Raw genomic sequence first — 16,791 nt, 5'->3', positions numbered from 1 at the left:
ATGCGGCGGCGGCTCCCGCCTCCATCCCCATGTTCTGCGCCGCCATGGCGAATGCAAGGCCTACCGCCATTCCCTCAGGGATATTGTGCAGGGTGACGGCCATGACAAGAAGCGTGGTACGCTTCCAGGAAGAAGTCATTCCCTCCGGTTCCGAAGAACCGGCATGCAGATGGGGAAGCAGCTGATCCATCAGGAGCAGAAAGAGAATGCCCAGCACAAAACCGCCCGCTGCCGGAATCCATCCGATGCCTCCTGCCTTTTCCGCCTCATTAATCGCAGGGATCAGCAGGGACCATACGGACGCCGCAATCATGACTCCCGCCGCAAATCCCAGAAAGACCCTCTGTATTTTCATATTGATCTCGCCGCGGAACAGAAATACCATAGCGGCGCCCAGCGTTGTCATCAGGAACGTAAAGCCGGTACCGCCGGCCGCCCAAATCAATGCCTGACTCATAAATTACCTCCTTTTTCAGTAGCTGTGTCAGAGTAACCGTGTCAGCGTAAAGCGCAGGCCCCGGCAGCAAGGGCACTGACCTGACTGAATAGCTGCCCTTTTATTCATTATTCTGCAGAAGGCTGCTTCCCTGCTTTATCCCTTCCGGAGTTATCAATATTAGCTTTCTGTACAGGAAGGGATTCAGGTTCTCCCGCAGCAGGGCCTGATCCTCTATAATCAAATCCCCTTCTGTGATAAGAAGCAGCAGCCGGGAACGGGCCTGAAACATTTTCAGCTGTCCGCAGAGCAGCTCCAGCCTTTTCCGGGAAGCAAAAGGTTCATAATCCTGAAAGGCGCTTCCTGTCTGCAAATAGGCAAGGGCGGATATTTCATGATTAATGTCGTCATCCGCTTTCCATCTGACCAGGTTCAGACGTACATTACGGAAGGTATCCCCCATGGACTTGAGTACGGCCACAATTTCCTTGCCGCATTCGGCCAAAGCTTCCCCGTCTGCGGAGTAATCGGCCACCACCGCCATTTCTATCGGGCCGCCGCGATAATTTCCGGGCACATGAAGCACCCGCTGCACCGCATTTTTCAACTGCAGCTTTTGCACCTGAGTCAGCATCACAGCATATCCTCCAGAAAATCCCTGACAGCAAAAAGACTGTCGCATTTGTGATAGAGCAATTCTTCTATTTCGGGCGTAGGTTCCACCATATCAGGCACCATGACAGGAAGCATGCCTGCTGCCGCTGCGGAACGGATGCCGTTGGGCGAGTCCTCTATGGCAATGGCGTTCTCCGGCTTCACCCCCAGCAGCTCGCATGCCTTCAAATAAATATCAGGAAGAGGCTTGCTGTGCTCCACCATATCCCCGCCGATTACCACCTGGAAAAAGTCCGTAAAATCCGCTCTGCGCAGATGGCTGAGCACCTTTTCCCGTCCGGTGGAGGAGGCCAGGGCGATCTTTACGCCTTTTTCCTGCAGCCAGGTCAGGAGCTCCCCGGCTCCCTTCATCACAGGAAGTCCTTCTTTTTCCACTCTTTCCTGGAAAAGGGCGGAGGTCTGTTCCCTGAAATAATCATAGGGGAAGTCCTCTCCGTAAACCTCCTTCAGGAAAATGCGGCAGTCCGTACGGTTCAGTCCGATGCAGCCGTATACTCCTTTTTCAATGTTTCCCAGTCCTAATTTTTCGGCAACTGCAATCCAGCTTTCCACGCTCAGTCTTTCCGTGTCGAATAGTATGCCGTCCATATCAAAACAGATTGCTTCAATCATATTTTCTCCATACTGTTGGTTTATTAAGCTTTCCTCTGCGGATCCTTCTGGCGTTAAAATATCGTCAGCGTACGGTAAATGGTATTTTCCGCCTGGGAATCAGGTATCTCAAAGACTTTTTTCAGGCTTTTGCGGTAAAAGCCTTCCGCGTGCTCCGCCCAGCCGATGACCGCGTAGCCATAGCCCGCCTCCCGCATGCCAAGCAGCGCTGCGCGCAGGAGAGCCTGGCCGGTGCCGTGCCCTTTTTCATCCGGTCTGATGCCGATTGGGCCGAAATAGCCTTTTGCCGTGGCATCAAAGCAGGAAAAGCCGATGATTTCCCCTTTCTGCACCGCGATATAGCAGGTGATGGGATCGTGGGAAAAGGCGTGTTCACATTCACTTTCCCAGCCGCCCTCGTAATATTTACGGACGAACTCCATTACCTTTCCTTTATCCGGGCTGAGGACACGGCGGATGGTGATTCCTGCCTCCTCCAGCTTTTCCGGAGACCAGGACGGATCCATATCATACAAATTCACCAGATAATCAGCCATATTCCCTCTCCTTTTTTCTTCTATTTTTTCCGGTACAAAAGCTCAGACAGGCGGGCGAACTGCTCCAGTGTGAAGGTTTCGCCACGTACATTGGCGGGCAGTCCCATCTGCTCCAGCGCCTCCGTAATCTGTGCTTTGGACAGATTCAGGCCGGATGCATTGCTCAGGCCGTTTACCAGCGTCTTTCTGCGTTGGTTAAAGGACGCCCGGATCAGGCTGAATAAAAAGCTTTCGTCCGCAGCCTCAACCGGAGGCTTTTCATACCTGGTCAGCCGGATTACGGTGCTTCCCACGTTAGGTCTGGGGATAAAGCAGGTAGGAGGCACATGGGTGATAATTTCCGGGCGGGAATAATACTGGACCGCCAGGGAAAGCGCTCCGTAGTCTTTTGTTCCCGGCCCCACCTGCATCCGCTGGGCCACCTCGGTCTGCACCATGATGGTTATGCTGTGAAGCGGCACATGGCTTTCAAACAGCTGCATGATGATGGGGGTGGTTATATAATAGGGAAGGTTTGCCACTACCTTTACAGGGCGGCCGTCATTTTTCTCTTTTACCAGTTTTTCCAGATCTACCTTGAGAATATCCTCATTGATTATGGTAACATTGGGATACTCGGAAAGGGTATCCTGCAGGATGGGGATCAGGGCCTTATCTATCTCCACCGCCACGACTTCCCTGGCCTGTTCCGCCAGATACTGGGTCATGGTTCCGATACCGGGCCCTATTTCCAGCACACAGTCATCCGCCTGTATGTGTGCCGCGTCCACGATTGTTTCCAGCACCTGGGGTTCTATCAGGAAGTTCTGGCCATATTTTTTCTGAAAGTTAAACTGATATTTCTGAAGTACCTCAACTGTTCTGCCGGGCGTACCTATTTTGGGCATAAAATCTCCTCCGTACCATATGCTGATGAAGCCTGTATCACTGCCGCAGATAATGGGCCGGTATAAGGCCTGCTGCGTTTTTTAATTGATTCCATAAAATTTCCTGGCGTTTAAATCCGTGATTTCCACCACCTCTTCCGCCGTCATGCCCTTCAGCTGCGCTATCTGCTTTGCAACATAAGGAAGGTTCAGGGAAGAATTTCTTTTTCCCCGGTTCGGCTCCGGCGCTAAATACGGGCAGTCCGTTTCCAGAAGGATCCTGTCTATGGGGATGTACTCCACCGCTTCTTTAACCTTCCTGGCATTTTTAAAGGTTACCACGCCGCCGATTCCGATCATGCATCCCAGATTCAGGAAGTCTCTGGCCGCCTCCCTGGAATAAGAAAAACAGTGAATAACCGCAGGTTCTCCTTTTCCGTATTCTTCCCTCATAATATCCAGGGTATCCAGACAGGCGTCCCTGGAATGAATTACCACGGGACGCTTTACCTCCCGGGCAAGAGCCAGCTGGCTGATAAAGGCTTTCTTCTGAATTTCACGGTCCGGCTCATCCCAGTAGTAGTCAAGGCCGATCTCTCCCACCGCCACCACCTTGGGATTGGAAAACTGTTCCCGGAGCCATTCCAGGCCTTTATCATCCAGGGCATCCGCATGTTCGGGATGGATTCCCACCGCTGCATACAGAAACGGATACCGGGAAATCAGCTCCATTGTTTTTTTATTTGAAGCAAAGCTTGCGCCGGCATTTACCACACAGCCGATGCCATTTGCGGGAAAGCTGTCAAGGAGCGCCTCCCTGTCCGCATCAAAGGCTTCATCATCATAGTGTGCATGACTGTCAAAAATCATTATAGCACCTCTTATCGTTTCTATCATTATTTCTTTCAATTCTCCGGAATAATAAGTAACAGTTCAGCTTTCGGCCGAACTGTTACTGCATCCGCCCATGATAAGTCGCCTTCGGCGAGGGGCGGATGCCTGCTGCCACCACGTTTTCTCACGGTTTGCGCAGTGAATTCGCAAACCTGCCTGAATGGTTACAATAATAACATACTTTATAGTATTCTTAAAGCAGGTGAAAAAATTTCTTAATTTTTTTTAAAAAAGGTATTGCAAAAATGAAATTTATATAATATAATAAATCCTGCACTGCGGAAGATAAAACAAAGAAATAAGCGCCTTTAGCTCAGTTGGTAGAGCACCTGACTCTTAATCAGGGTGTCCAGGGTTCGAGCCCCTGAAGGCGCACTTTGAAAGTACCGATTTTGAAGACTTAAGAGCTTCGGGGTTGGTGCTTTTTTTTGTGTTTAAAAGCAATGCAGGCAATTCGCATCAGGGCGGAAACAATGCCGGCCCGGGAAGCCGTGACAGAGTGTCAGGCCTTCCGGGCCGTTTTTTTGATGTTTTGGCGGCAATTGTTCAGTTATTCCACAGGTACTGCTTTGCGTTTTATGGGGTGGCGGATTATGGTTTTTCTTTTTTCCGGCGCCTGTTTCCTCGGATCCCCCAGGTAAATCTCGTGGTGCCTCCTCTGTGGAGTGATGTCCGTTTCATAGCCTTCCTGCTCCAGGAACTCATTCATCCGCCGGATGGTTTCCGGTTCACTGTCATAGGTTCCCACATGCATGCACTGCACACACAGTCCTTCCTCAAAAGTCTCAAGGCGCACTGCCGACGGATTTAACCCCGGCTTTTTGGTACGCAGCTTTTCCGCAGCCCATTTCAGCACCTGGGGGGTAACATAATCGGGCACCGCCATAAAGGATGTCCATGCAAAGCGTTCCTTATCCGTAATCCGGTGTCCGTCAAAGCCTTTCCCATCAATATCCCAGAAGCCCTCCAGCGGAGGCGCCACATAGTCAAAATAGCCCTGTGCAGGCGCTTCTGTCCTGCTCATTTTTATTGTATAAGTGATACCATACAGGAGCGCAACCGCATCCTGATATTCCCGGCTGGTATTCGGATCCCCGAAGCCGTCCACACACAGATATTTTCTGGGAGGAACCTGTATCACCACCGGATCCGTCTTCGTCTGGTACAGCTGTCTGTATTCTTTTTTGAAATCATATTTATCCGACATAATTATCCTTTCCCGGTTCTTCCGCCACCGGCAGCATCAGTTCTGTCCTGTAGTGCGCCGGGTTTCCCCGGAAAATGGCGCCAGGACCTTTCAGGTATATCTCGCGTGAGGGGCCTTGCGGTATTAGCTTTCTCTCCGCGGCGCCGTCCAGCAGCGCCTTATAGGCCGCGCCAAGCTCCTCATAGCTGCCCTCATGCATCGTACACAGCGCCGTGATTCCAGGCAGTCTCCTGCAGGTAATCTCCGGGACCGCTATCCGGCTGCTTACAGGAAGGCAAAGCTCAATATCCGCTTCCTCCCTGTATTCTTCATCATAATACAGACTGAAAGGCGCTCCGCAGGCCTTGCTTCCTGCCGCCTTAAACAGTCTGCCGGTGTATTTGCCCACCTCCGGATATTTTCCCCTGAAACGGATGGAAATAACAAGAAGCTCTTCCGCCGTTTTACGCTCCAGCGTATAGCTGCGGTTCACAGCGGAGGCTTCCGTTCCTGAGGGAAGGGCTTCCTCCAGCTTTTTTAACAATGCCTTTTCCTTAGAGATACGCTGTCGGACCTGCGCCTGCTTTTCTTTGAGAAAGAAAGCCAGATCCTCTTCTCCCACACAGGCGGAAAGCACATCCTTAATCTCCATAATAGAAAAATCCAGCTCCCGAAGCAAAACGATCTGTCTTGCCTTCTCGTAATCCGTTTCATTATACAGACGATATCCGTTCTTATCCCGCTCCGAGGGGCTGAGGATTCCTTCTTCATCATAATAGCGCAGCGCTTTTACCGTCAGGCTTGTAATCCTGGAAAATTCACCGATACGATACATATTTTTCCTCCTCTCCGCTTTTCCCCAGAAGGCCCCCGCCTTCCGAACAGCTTCCGATATACATAATATACACCCTCCCCCGCAGGGAAAAGTCAAGTCTTTCTTAATTGCGGGATGTAAGCAGAAATTAATTGGTTACTGTTCACTCAGTACTGTGCATTTACTGCACAGTACGTAAGAAAGTGATTCAAGAGTGCATAAATCCCATCGCCGCAGGCGATTTTTAATGGATTTATGCAGTTACTGGTCACGGAGTGAACAGTAACACTAATTGCGTGTGATAGTGTCAATAATTCAGACTATTTTCTTGCGTTTGCCACTCTGCTGTGCTAAAATGAATTCAGAGACAGGAGACAAAACAATGGGCTTTTACAAAGAGCCTGTTTTCGTTTGTCTTTTTTTATTCCCACAGGCAGCGGGGCAGGCGCCTTTTCATGCTGTACTGCCGTAAAGGCCGTCAGCCAGCAGCCTTCAGGACTGAGGCGGCCGAGGGATATTTTACATGGACTTCAGAGGTATATGCATGAATAAGCTATTGATGGAACAGTTTGAGGATTGTCCCGTAATCGCCGCCGTAAAAGACGAAGAGGGGCTGCGGGCCTGCCTTGACTCCGAAATCCGGATTGTATTTGTCCTGTATGGGGATATCTGCAGTATTTCCGGAATCGTGGGGCGGCTGAAGGATGCCGGTAAAACAGTGATTGTCCACCTGGATTTGATTTCAGGGCTTTCCGGAAAGGAAATTGCGGTGAGCTTTATCCACAGCACCACCGCCGCTGACGGTATCATATCCACAAAACCGGCGCTGATACGACAGGCAAAGGAGCTGGGGATGTTCACCGTCATGCGTTTCTTCGCCATTGATTCCATGGCCTTCGAAAACATCCGGAGACAATCCGAATCGGTACATCCTGATTTTATTGAAGTGCTTCCCGGCCTGATGCCCAAGGTGATACGGCGCATCTGTGCGGAAGGAAGAATCCCGGTCATTGCCGGCGGCCTGATCACGGATCGGGAGGATATTATGGCGGCGCTGAATGCGGGGGCGATTTCCATATCCACCACCAACCGGAAGGTCTGGTTTATGTAATAAGCAACTGTGAGGGTACTGAACACTTACAAAAAAGATTTGCGGAACTGAATATTGTATTTGCAGGAGAAAAGGAGACAGCAAAAAAGGCATACCCTGTGGGTATGTGTTTTTGGGCTGTCTTTTTCTTATGGTTTTGCAGCCGAGGGGCCGCGCAGGCGGCAGAATGGAGGAAAATATGTATGATGTAATCGTAATAGGCGCGGGTGTTACAGGCTGCGCCATTGCCAGGGAGCTGTCACGTTACCAGCTGAAGCTGGCTGTCCTGGAGCGGGAGGAGGATGTGTGCTGCGGTACCTCCAAGGCCAACAGCGCCATTATCCATGCGGGGTATGATGCGGTTCCCGGCACGCTGAAGGCCAGAATGAACGTGGCAGGAAACCGCATGATGGATGCGCTCTCCAAAGAACTGGATTTTCCATTTAAAAGAAATGGCTCCCTGGTTCTCTGTTTTGATGAAAAGGATCTGCCCGGGCTTGAGGTACTCAGGGAGCGCGCCGAAGCCAACGGCGTTCCCGATGTGCGTATCGTTTCCGGAGAGGAAATACATGAGCTGGAGCCGAATCTGTCGCCTGAGGTGACAGCCGTGCTGGATGCCCCCACAGGCGGGATTGTCTGTCCCTTTAAGATGACAATCGCTTTTGCGGAAAATGCCTTTGAGAACGGCGTGGAGTTCCATTTTAATACGGAAGCAGAGAACATTGAAAAAACAGCGGACGGTTATCGCATTACCACCTCCGCAGGAATTTATGAAACACGCTGCATTGTGAATGCCGCAGGCGTTTATGCGGATCGGTTCAACAATATGGTGAGCGGAAGGAAGCTTCATATCACTCCCAGGAAAGGGGAGTATATCCTTCTGGATAAAAAGGCGGGAAATTTTGTTTCCCATACGATTTTCCAGCAGCCCACAAAGCTGGGCAAGGGAATCCTCATCACGCCTACCGTGCATGGCAACCTGCTTACCGGGCCTACCGCGGAAGACATTACCGACAAGGAAGCGGTGAACACCACCGCGGAAGGCCTTGCCCAGGTAATGGAAAAAGCGCGGCTGAGCGCGGAAAAGATACCGCTTAACATGGCTATTACTTCTTTTGCCGGACTGCGCGCCACCGAGGATGACGGGGATTTTGTTCTCGGGGAAGCGGAGGACGCGGAAGGCTTTTTCAACGCGGCAGGCATTGATTCCCCCGGCCTTTCCAGCGCGCCGGCCATCGGCTGCTTCCTGGCGGAGCAGATTGCGGAAAAGCTGGAAGCCAAAAAGAAGGTGAATTTCCATTCCAGCCGGAAGGATATTCCCTGCGTGGCGGAAAGCACACCCGAGGAAATCGCCCGGCTTGTGGCCAGGGATCCTGCCTACGGGAATGTCATCTGCCGCTGTGAAATGGTCACGGAGGGAGAAATTATCAACGCTATCAAAAGGCCTTTGGGAGCGCGTTCCCTGGATGGCGTCAAACGCCGTACCCGCGCGGGCATGGGACGCTGTCAGTCGGGCTTCTGCTCTCCCAGGGTAATGGAGATACTTACCAGGGAACTGCAGGTTTCATCCCTGGAGCTGACAAAATCCGGCAAAGATTCCTATCTGCTCACCGGCTCCACCAAGGAAAATCTGTAACCCCTGTATAAAGAGCGTGACAGTTCTGTTGTCCGGACTGCTGACAATAAGCGACAATGCATGTATCCATGCAGAAAGGTATTAATATGGCTGAATATGATTTGATTATAATCGGAGGCGGCCCGGCCGGCCTGGCTGCGGCGGTTTCCGCCCGGAAAAACGGGATTGATAAAATACTTATCCTGGAACGGGATAATGAGCTGGGGGGTATCCTGAACCAGTGCATTCACAATGGTTTTGGTCTGCATACCTTCCATGAGGAGCTGACAGGCCCTGAGTATGCCGCCCGCTTCATTTCCCAGGTGAAGGAGCTGGAAATTCCTTATAAGCTGCATACCATGGTGCTTGATATCACTGCTTCGGGGGAGGGCTCCGAAAAAACGGTGACGGCAATGAACCGTGAGGATGGCCTGATGAGGCTCACCGCCACCGCAGTCATCCTGGCCATGGGCTGCAGGGAACGTCCCAGAGGCGCGCTGAATATTCCCGGCTACCGCCCCGCCGGCATTTATTCCGCAGGGACCGCACAGCGGCTGGTGAATATGGAAGGCTTTATGCCCGGAAAGGAAATCGTCATCCTGGGTTCCGGAGATATCGGTCTGATCATGGCGCGGCGCATGACGCTGGAGGGCGCTAAAGTTAAGGTAGTCGCGGAGCTTATGCCCTATTCCGGCGGCTTGCAGAGAAATATCGTGCAGTGTCTGGACGACTTCGGCATTCCTTTAAAACTCAGTACCACTGTCGTTGATATCGACGGCAGGGAACGGGTGCGCGGCGTAACGCTGGCGAAGGTGGATGAGAACAGAAAGCCTGTCCCCGGCACGGAGGAATACATTCCCTGCGACACCCTCCTGCTCTCCGTGGGACTGATTCCTGAAAATGAGCTGTCCGGGAAGCTGGGCGTGGCTATGGCTCCCGTCACCTCCGGCCCCAGCGTCAATGAGAGCCTGGAAACAAGCACTCCCGGCGTCTTTGCCTGCGGCAATGTGCTCCATGTACATGATCTGGTTGACTATGTTTCGGAGGAAGCGGAAAAAGCCGGAAAATATGCGGCGCAGTACATACGCGGCGGACAAACGGCTGCCAATGACGGCAGACCGGTATCCCTGCTGGCCAGAAACGGCGTCCGCTATACGGTTCCGCAGGAAATCCGCCCTTCCCATATGGAGGATACCCTCACCGTCCGCTTCCGCGTGGGCGATGTTTATAAAAACTGTTATATCGGCGTATATGTAAATGACAGGCAGATCGCCAGACTGAAGAAAAACAAGCTGGCTCCCGGTGAAATGGAGCAGGTAATTATAAAAAAATCCGATCTCCTGTCCGTCCAGGCACCGGAAACCATCACCATCCAGGTAGAAAGGGGTGAAGCGAATGGAAACGCGTGAACTCATCTGTATTAACTGCCCTTTAGGCTGCGCACTTACCGTAACCCTTGAAAACGGGGAGGTCACCCGGGTAACAGGCAATACCTGCCCCAGAGGCGAGGCCTATGCAAGAAAGGAATGCACCAATCCCACCCGTATCGTCACCACCACCGTTCGCGTGGAGGGTGGACGGCTGCCTGTTGTTTCCGTAAAAACAGCTTCCGACATCCCCAAAGGAAAAATTGCCGATTGTGTCAGGGCGCTTAAGGATGTAAAGGTGAAGGCCCCTGTCCATATCGGGGATGTGATTTTGGAAAATGCCGCCGGGACCGGAGTAAATATCATTGCCACCAAGGACGTGCTTTGATATATTAGGTATGACTGTATTGTTTCCCCGCAGTTAATGCCAAATATACAAACAGGCAGCCGAAATGCTGCCATACTCTGATTAAAGGAAGGTTCACACATGATAACAGATTTCTACGGCCGCTGTGCAGATATATTAAAGCGGAAAAAACTATGGCTGCTGGACATGGACGGCACAATTTACAACGAAAATGAGATCTTCGACGGCACGCTCGATTTTCTGCAGCAGATTAAGGATCACGGAGGCCGTTATATTTTCATTACCAACAATTCCTCCAAGTCCGTAAACGATTATGTGGAAAAAGTGACCCGCATGGGCATACAGGCGGGCTTTGAGGACTTCTATACCTCCAGCCAGGCCACCGCCATGTACATCCGTGAAAATTATCCCGGGCAGACCGTATACTGCATGGGGACCCGTTCCCTGGTAACGGAGCTGCGGGAAAGCGGTCTTACGGTGGTAACGGAGCCGGATGAGAACGCCTCCATTGTCCTCATCGGTTTTGATACGGAAAACACCTCCGAAAAAATCCGTAATACCTGCATCATGCTGGGCCGTGATGTGGTGTATCTGGCTACCAATCCGGATCTGGTGTGTCCGGTAAGCTTCGGTTTTATTCCGGACTGCGGCTCCATGAGCATTATGCTGAAAAACGCCACAGGGAAGGAACCATTCTTTATCGGCAAGCCAGAGCCCATCATGGTGGACTGTGTGCTGAAAAATACCGGCTGCCTGCCGGAAGAGGCCGTCATCGTGGGCGACCGTCTGTATACGGATATCGCCACCGGTAAAAATGCTGGTGTGGACGCTGTCTGTGTGCTCTCCGGCGAAGCCACCCTGTCGGATATAGAGGAAGGGGATATCAAGCCGGATTTCCTGTTCCGTGATGTAAAGGAAATCTGGGAGAAGCTCCGGTAAGTTTCCTTCTGTAACAGATCAAACAGGTCTGCGCAATAAATGCGCAGACCTGTTTGATCTGTTTCGTTCTTCTTGCTATCAGGAAAAACGTTTCTTGATTTCCTCATATTTATCCGCCGTAATCAGCGCATCCTTATCAATATCCTTGAAGGCCACAATATAGGTCCAGCGGCCGTAGGGTTCTATTTTTTTGATTTTGGAAACGTTAATAATGTAGGATTTGTGGCTTCTTAAGAACACATCCGGATCCAGCTTCGCTTCGATATCTCCCAGACCGGCCGACGTGGTGAAGGAATCCTGCTTTGTGTAGATAACGGTGCTGTTATTTTCCCGCTGCACCAGGATGATATCCTGGATATCCACAAAGCTCATGCTTTCCCTGCCCTTTACCAACAGGCGGTCCAGGCCTCTTTCGTAGCGTACTATTTTATCCAGATGATCCAGAGGCTCCGGCTCCTGCAGGGAAAGAATCCGATCCAGCGTGCGTTCCACTCTCTCAATATCGAAGGGCTTTATGAGGTAATCAAAGGCATATACCTCAAAGGCCTCGGACATATACTCTGAATGAGCCGTGGCGAATACGATTTTCGTTTTAGGCTCCATGTCGGCAATAATCTTGGCACAGTCTATACCGCTTGCCCCGTTGATTTCAATATCAAGGAAAACAACCTCCGGCTTCAGCCTGGCAAAGAGGCTCACCGCATCCGCCAGATTATCGCATTCGCCCACCACCTGGAATTCTTCCTTCTTTTCTATGATTTTTTTCAGCAGCATCCGTATGCCGCTTTCATCTTCGACCAATATTACTTTGATTGCCATAAGCTTTCCTTTTTCTTTTCCTGCACACCGGTTCCCCGATAATTTCACTAAAAACGACCGCCTGCCTCAGCGCCGCCCGGCCTTCCGGCATACGGGAAGTTTCTTGCTGATGCGGCCTTTGCGCCGCCCGGCCGGCTGACGGGGATACCTGCTGCATCAACGCTTCCGGCACCTCGTCCATATCTGCCTCTTCCTCCCATTTGGGAAAGGACTCCGGGGCGGCAATCTTTGCCGTTTTCTTCTTTTTTTTGAACGTACTGCCTGCAAAAGGGAGCTGTGCACCCAAATAGCCCTGCAGCTGCATTTTTTCCGATATTAATGTCCTTGAAAGCTCTTTCGTCAGTCCTTTAAAGGTCATATTAATCATTCCTTCCGTCACCGGTCAGATCCACGTCAATGCTGCCCGCTCCTGAAATGGAGGAACGCATATCGGTATCCGCCTTCAGATTCTGAAGCTCATAATAGTCCATAACTCCCATTTTGCCTTCACGCAGGGCATAAGCAAGCGCCTTGGGCACCTCGGCTTCCGCTTCCACCACGTAAGCGCGCATTTCCTGTTCCTTCGCAACAGCCATGGCACGTCTTTCCTCCGCCTTGGCCTGGGCGATATTCTTGTCTGCCTCCGCCTGCAGGGACTGCAGCTGGGCGCCGATGTTTCTTCCCACGTCGATATCCGCAATATCTATGGAAAGGATTTCAAAAGCCGTTCCGGAATCCAGTCCCTTGCTCAGGACACGTTTTGAAATGTCATCCGGGTTCTCCAGCACTTCCTTATGGGACTGTGCGGAACCAACGGTAGTTACGATGCCTTCACCGATTCTTGCCAGAATTGTCGCTTCGCCGGCGCCGCCCACCAGGCGTTCCAGATCCGCTCTTACGGTTACTCTTGCTTTTACAAGAAGTTCAATACCATCCTTTGCCACAGCCGATACATTGGTGGTTTCGATGACCTTGGGATTTACGCTCATTTTTACAGCTTCCAGGACGTCACGGCCTGCCAGGTCGATAGCCGCCGCCTTTTCAAAAGGAAGCTCTATGCCCGCCCTTTCCGATGCAATCAATGCATTAACCACATTGTCCACGTTGCCGCCTGCCAGATAATGGGCTTCCAGCTGGTTTACTCCCAGATTCATACCTGCCTTTCTGGCCTTAATCAGAGGAAGCACGATACGGGACGGAACCACACGCCGCAGCTTCATACCGATAAGGTTGAAAATGCTGATTTTTACGTTAGCAGCCAGTGAAGAAATCCACAGGCCTATGGGAACAAAGATGAAAAATAAAACGATAAGCAGGCCAAGAATGCCAATTAATGTGATAACTACTATATTACTCATTATGATACCCCCTGACTATGGTTGTTTTTAGTTTTTAGTTCCTTCAGTTACAGTTGTTCTGCGATTCCTCCGAAACCGTTGCTTCTAAGAGTTCAGATCCATGGAACAGGCATGGTCTTCATAAAAAACAGAACCAGAAGAAGGCCAAGTACGCCGACTAATGTTATAACAATTGTATTGCTCATTATAATATCTCCTGCCTATTTTTATGCAGCCGTTCACTGCCTTCACAGTTACTGTTGTTTTACGATCAGTTTGGAGCCGTTTACTTTTATGATTTCCAGGGAAGCGCCCTTTGATATATATTTCCCTTCGGAAATTACATCAAAATTGACACCTTCAAAGTTACCCACGCCGGTAGGCCTCAGATCCGTTTCCGCAATCCCTTTTTTACCCAGCAGGTAATCCAGGTCCACGGAGCTGATATAGCCTTCATCCTTCTTCTGCTCTTCCTCCAGGATGATGGGCGAGTGTATCTTCCCCTTTGACAGCATCCACAGGATAATGGCCATCATGATGGCCAGCAGCGCCAGCACTATGACTGTGATGAACGCGCCCTCCTCAATGGTATCCGCCGTCAGGAAAAGTCCGATTACCAGACAGGCTATGCCGCTGATTCCCGGCGCCCCGAAACCCGGAACCACCATTTCAACAGCGATGAGGATAAATCCCGCAATAAACAGGATAATTCCCACTATCATCAATGTATCCATTCCTGTATCCTCCTTTCCCGGTACACGTCTTTTTCGTCTGCCTTAACTGTAAGCTCATGTACCAGCTTTATGAATCTGATTATAAACTGCATTTAGTTAAAAAAAAGCCATAATCCGCAACTTATACATAATCAAAGCTGTAATGTCATAAAAATCAATCCAATTGCGTTTACCCTGCCGTCCCGGACGACCCGGCGGCTACCGGGGGAGCCGCACCTCAAAGCAGGTCTCCTTTTCATCAGAGGTCAGGCTGATGGTGCCCCTGATATCCTTTACGATTTCCGAAACAATGGTGAGGCCGGTGCCGTGCCCTTCCTCTCTTTTCGTGGAAAAGCCCTGGTGGAAAATGAGCGGCTGCCTGTCCGCAGGGATGGCCGGCCCATTGTTGCATATGCGGAAAATATACATCTCCTTTTCCTGACGGATTTCCACGGTCAGCTTTCTGTCCTTCTCCCTTTCTCCCAGCGCAGTAATCGCATTATCGATGAGGTTTGCAAGGATTTTACACAGCTCCCATGGCTCCAGGGGGATTTCCTTGAGAGGAGTGCCCACCTCCACCACCATATCGATCCCGTTCTTTTCTGCGGACTCCATTTTCGCCTGAAGAAGGGCATTGACAGCGGGCTGGGAGGTTTTCATGGCCTTAGTCACCCTGCTGATATCCCTGAATACCGGCTCCATATACTCCCTGGCATCCTCATACTCTCCCAGCTGGAGCAGGCCGTAAATCACCTGCAGATGGTTCAGATAATCGTGCCGCTGGGCGCGCAGCTTCAGATTGAGATTCTCCAGATTTTTCATGCTTTCCCGATAGCTGTCGTCCTGGTAACGGCTGGCCGCATACAGACCGAGCAGGGTAAGCAGGCTGCTTAACAGCAGGATTCCTATGGTCAGGTAAACTGCCGGGTTCACCCTGCCCAGCACATGGGTGCCTATGACAAGCCAGAGCAAAATGGCGGCGATAAACTGCAGGCCGTTGATGATTAAAAGCGCTTTTACCGTTTTCTTAATATTCATAACCTTCCGGCTCCTGTCTGTTTGGATTTTACAAAAATCAGTGGATTCTGGCCAGATATTCCTTTGACAGAATCTTCTTTATATTCAGTGCAAAAAGGATACAAGCGGTGGCTGCGGAAATAATGTCGGATACAGGCTCCGCATAATAAATTCCCATAACGCCGAAAAACCGGGGCAAAACCAGGGCCAGCGGCACCAGCAGGATCACCTTCCGGAACATGGCGATAAACAGGGATATTTTGGCCTGTCCAAGTGCCAGGAAGGTGGGCTGGATCCCGTTCTGCAGCCCGAAAAACAGCATCCCGAAAAGAAATATGGGCATCACCCGGCTTACCAGGCCGATCAGCTCCTCATCATTGGTAAAAAGAGAGGCATAAAGAGCCGGAAAGCACATGGCCGTCATATTAGCCACAAAGGATATGGTGAAGCTGACCGCAATCATGCTGCGGTACAGTTTTTTTACCCGATCGAACTTACCCGCGCCGTAATTGTAGCTGATAATGGGCTGCACACCCTGGGTGAAGCCGGTAAGAGGCGCCGAAAACAGCTGAAGGACACTCTGCATGATGGTGAGGGAACCCACATACAAATCCCCTCCATACATCTGCAGCCCCCTGTTAAGCACGATACTGATCAGGCTCTCCGTGGCACGCATGATAAAAGGTGAAATTCCCAGAGAGCAAATCTGTCCCATAATCCGGAAATCCGGCCTGATATTACAAAAAGACAGACGCAGGAAGGATTTTTTCCCCATAAGAAAGTTCACATTCCAGGCGGCGCTGACCGCCTGGGAAAGCACCGTGGCAATCGCCGCGCCCTTTACGCCCCAGCCGAAAACAAAAATAAACAACGGATCCAGGGCAATATTGACCACCGCCCCGATAACAATAGAAATCATGGCAATCCGGGAGCGCCCCTGGGATATGATAAAAGGATTCAGCCCCAACGCCAGCTCTACAAACAGTGTGCCAAGAAGATAAATGGACATATAATCCAGAGAATACCCGATAGTGGCGTCAGACGCGCCGAACATATAAAGGAACGGCTTCTGAAACAGATAGAAAACAGCCATCAAAACAATTGTAAAAATAACCAGAAGACAGGCTCCGCTCCCCAGTATTTTTTCCGCATGCTTCCTGTCCCCCTTTCCCATCCAGATAGCCGCCAGCGGCGCTCCCCCCATACCAACAAAGGCGGAAAAAGCCGAAATCAGCGTAATAATAGGAAAAGTGATACCCACCCCCGTAAGCGCCGCAGCACCCACACCGGGAATGTGTCCTATGTAAATCCGATCCACGATATTATAAAGAATATTGATTATCTGCGCAATAATAGACGGAACCGCCATACTCACCATAAGCCTGCCAATCCGTTCCGTTCCCATCCGCGACTCATTTACACCTGCACTCATACATATCCTCCTGAAGCAAAAATTCTTTTCTGCATATAAGTATAACACGAAGTGGGGTGGTGGAGAGAAAAAAGTGGTGCGGGGGCGGGGGGTGTTT

The 16,791-nt window shown here is 50.9% G+C and carries 18 protein-coding genes, 1 tRNA gene and 1 pseudogene; 6 read left to right on the top strand and 14 right to left on the bottom strand.

Annotated features, from left to right (window positions below; all coding sequences use genetic code 11):
- The 6 genes and pseudogenes from HMPREF1548_RS11295 to HMPREF1548_RS11270 all read right to left on the bottom strand — a co-directional run.
- Positions 1-457: pseudogene (locus HMPREF1548_RS11295) on the bottom strand (ZIP family metal transporter); the annotation flags it as partial.
- 100 nt (positions 458-557) lie between these two features.
- Positions 558-1,073: a hypothetical protein gene (locus HMPREF1548_RS11290; RefSeq protein WP_157065668.1), complete on the bottom strand. Its 516-nt coding sequence runs from the start codon at positions 1,071-1,073 to the stop codon at positions 558-560.
- Complete coding sequence (locus tag HMPREF1548_RS11285) at positions 1,070-1,723, bottom strand: HAD family hydrolase (protein ID WP_021636225.1); 654 nt, start codon at positions 1,721-1,723, stop codon at positions 1,070-1,072. The genes HMPREF1548_RS11290 and HMPREF1548_RS11285 overlap by 4 nt, the downstream gene beginning before the upstream one ends.
- A 53-nt stretch (positions 1,724-1,776) precedes the next feature.
- The gene (locus HMPREF1548_RS11280; RefSeq protein WP_021636224.1) at positions 1,777-2,259 is read right to left on the bottom strand and encodes a GNAT family N-acetyltransferase; all 483 of its coding nucleotides are present in this window, start codon (positions 2,257-2,259) and stop codon (positions 1,777-1,779) included.
- 20 nt (positions 2,260-2,279) lie between these two features.
- Complete coding sequence (rsmA, locus tag HMPREF1548_RS11275) at positions 2,280-3,146, bottom strand: 16S rRNA (adenine(1518)-N(6)/adenine(1519)-N(6))-dimethyltransferase RsmA (protein ID WP_021636223.1); 867 nt, start codon at positions 3,144-3,146, stop codon at positions 2,280-2,282.
- A gap of 81 nt (positions 3,147-3,227) precedes the next feature.
- Complete coding sequence (locus HMPREF1548_RS11270) at positions 3,228-3,995, bottom strand: TatD family hydrolase (RefSeq protein WP_035321855.1); 768 nt, start codon at positions 3,993-3,995, stop codon at positions 3,228-3,230.
- Positions 3,996-4,321: 326 nt separating this feature from the next.
- On the opposite strand from HMPREF1548_RS11270, the gene HMPREF1548_RS11265 reads away from it, so the two are divergent.
- Positions 4,322-4,394 (top strand) — tRNA-Lys (locus tag HMPREF1548_RS11265).
- A 175-nt stretch (positions 4,395-4,569) separates the two neighbouring features.
- Here the strand turns inward: HMPREF1548_RS11265 and HMPREF1548_RS11260 are convergent.
- Together HMPREF1548_RS11260 and HMPREF1548_RS11255 are read right to left on the bottom strand one after the other, a co-directional pair.
- Positions 4,570-5,226 carry a GyrI-like domain-containing protein gene (locus tag HMPREF1548_RS11260; protein WP_021636221.1) on the bottom strand — a complete coding sequence of 219 codons (657 nt, stop codon included), beginning with the start codon at positions 5,224-5,226 and terminating at the stop codon, positions 4,570-4,572.
- Positions 5,216-6,040 carry a MerR family transcriptional regulator gene (locus tag HMPREF1548_RS11255; RefSeq protein ID WP_021636220.1) on the bottom strand — a complete coding sequence of 275 codons (825 nt, stop codon included), beginning with the start codon at positions 6,038-6,040 and terminating at the stop codon, positions 5,216-5,218. The genes HMPREF1548_RS11260 and HMPREF1548_RS11255 overlap by 11 nt, the downstream gene beginning before the upstream one ends.
- Positions 6,041-6,563: 523 nt before the next feature.
- Between HMPREF1548_RS11255 and HMPREF1548_RS11250 the strand changes: the two genes are divergently transcribed.
- The 5 genes from HMPREF1548_RS11250 to HMPREF1548_RS11230 all read left to right on the top strand — a co-directional run bounded on the left by HMPREF1548_RS11250 (position 6,564) and on the right by HMPREF1548_RS11230 (position 11,397).
- Positions 6,564-7,130 carry a glycerol-3-phosphate responsive antiterminator gene (locus tag HMPREF1548_RS11250; protein WP_035321864.1) on the top strand — a complete coding sequence of 189 codons (567 nt, stop codon included), beginning with the start codon at positions 6,564-6,566 and terminating at the stop codon, positions 7,128-7,130.
- Between the two features lie 178 nt (positions 7,131-7,308).
- The gene (locus HMPREF1548_RS11245) at positions 7,309-8,745 is read left to right on the top strand and encodes an NAD(P)/FAD-dependent oxidoreductase (RefSeq protein ID WP_035321863.1); all 1,437 of its coding nucleotides are present in this window, start codon (positions 7,309-7,311) and stop codon (positions 8,743-8,745) included.
- A gap of 68 nt (positions 8,746-8,813) precedes the next feature.
- Positions 8,814-10,133, top strand: a complete 1,320-nt coding sequence (locus tag HMPREF1548_RS11240) for an NAD(P)/FAD-dependent oxidoreductase (protein WP_021636216.1) — start codon at positions 8,814-8,816, stop codon at positions 10,131-10,133.
- Entirely contained in the window at positions 10,120-10,479 is a 360-nt protein-coding gene (locus tag HMPREF1548_RS11235; RefSeq protein ID WP_021636215.1) for a DUF1667 domain-containing protein, read from the top strand. Before HMPREF1548_RS11240 ends, HMPREF1548_RS11235 begins: the two co-directional genes overlap by 14 nt.
- 99 nt (positions 10,480-10,578) lie before the next feature.
- Positions 10,579-11,397, top strand: a complete 819-nt coding sequence (locus tag HMPREF1548_RS11230) for an HAD-IIA family hydrolase (protein ID WP_021636214.1) — start codon at positions 10,579-10,581, stop codon at positions 11,395-11,397.
- 78 nt (positions 11,398-11,475) lie between these two features.
- On the opposite strand, the gene HMPREF1548_RS11225 is transcribed toward HMPREF1548_RS11230, so the two are convergent.
- The 6 genes from HMPREF1548_RS11225 to HMPREF1548_RS11200 form a co-directional block, all read right to left on the bottom strand.
- Complete coding sequence (locus HMPREF1548_RS11225) at positions 11,476-12,216, bottom strand: LytR/AlgR family response regulator transcription factor (protein ID WP_025487863.1); 741 nt, start codon at positions 12,214-12,216, stop codon at positions 11,476-11,478.
- Positions 12,185-12,574, bottom strand: a complete 390-nt coding sequence (locus tag HMPREF1548_RS11220) for a hypothetical protein (RefSeq protein ID WP_035321850.1) — start codon at positions 12,572-12,574, stop codon at positions 12,185-12,187. The genes HMPREF1548_RS11225 and HMPREF1548_RS11220 overlap by 32 nt, the downstream gene beginning before the upstream one ends.
- A gap of 1 nt (position 12,575) precedes the next feature.
- Complete coding sequence (gene floA, locus HMPREF1548_RS11215) at positions 12,576-13,553, bottom strand: flotillin-like protein FloA (protein ID WP_021636211.1); 978 nt, start codon at positions 13,551-13,553, stop codon at positions 12,576-12,578.
- 233 nt (positions 13,554-13,786) lie between these two features.
- Entirely contained in the window at positions 13,787-14,266 is a 480-nt protein-coding gene (locus tag HMPREF1548_RS11210; RefSeq protein WP_025487865.1) for an NfeD family protein, read from the bottom strand.
- A gap of 198 nt (positions 14,267-14,464) precedes the next feature.
- The gene (locus HMPREF1548_RS11205; protein WP_021636208.1) at positions 14,465-15,283 is read right to left on the bottom strand and encodes a sensor histidine kinase; all 819 of its coding nucleotides are present in this window, start codon (positions 15,281-15,283) and stop codon (positions 14,465-14,467) included.
- A 37-nt stretch (positions 15,284-15,320) separates the two neighbouring features.
- Complete coding sequence (locus HMPREF1548_RS11200; RefSeq protein WP_021636207.1) at positions 15,321-16,694, bottom strand: MATE family efflux transporter; 1,374 nt, start codon at positions 16,692-16,694, stop codon at positions 15,321-15,323.
- Between the last annotated feature and the right edge of the window lie 97 nt (positions 16,695-16,791).

Origin of the sequence: Clostridium sp. KLE 1755 (assembly GCF_000466465.2) — a bacterium.
GTDB lineage: Bacteria > Bacillota > Clostridia > Lachnospirales > Lachnospiraceae > Eisenbergiella > Eisenbergiella porci.
This window is presented reverse-complemented; position numbering and strand designations above follow the sequence as displayed.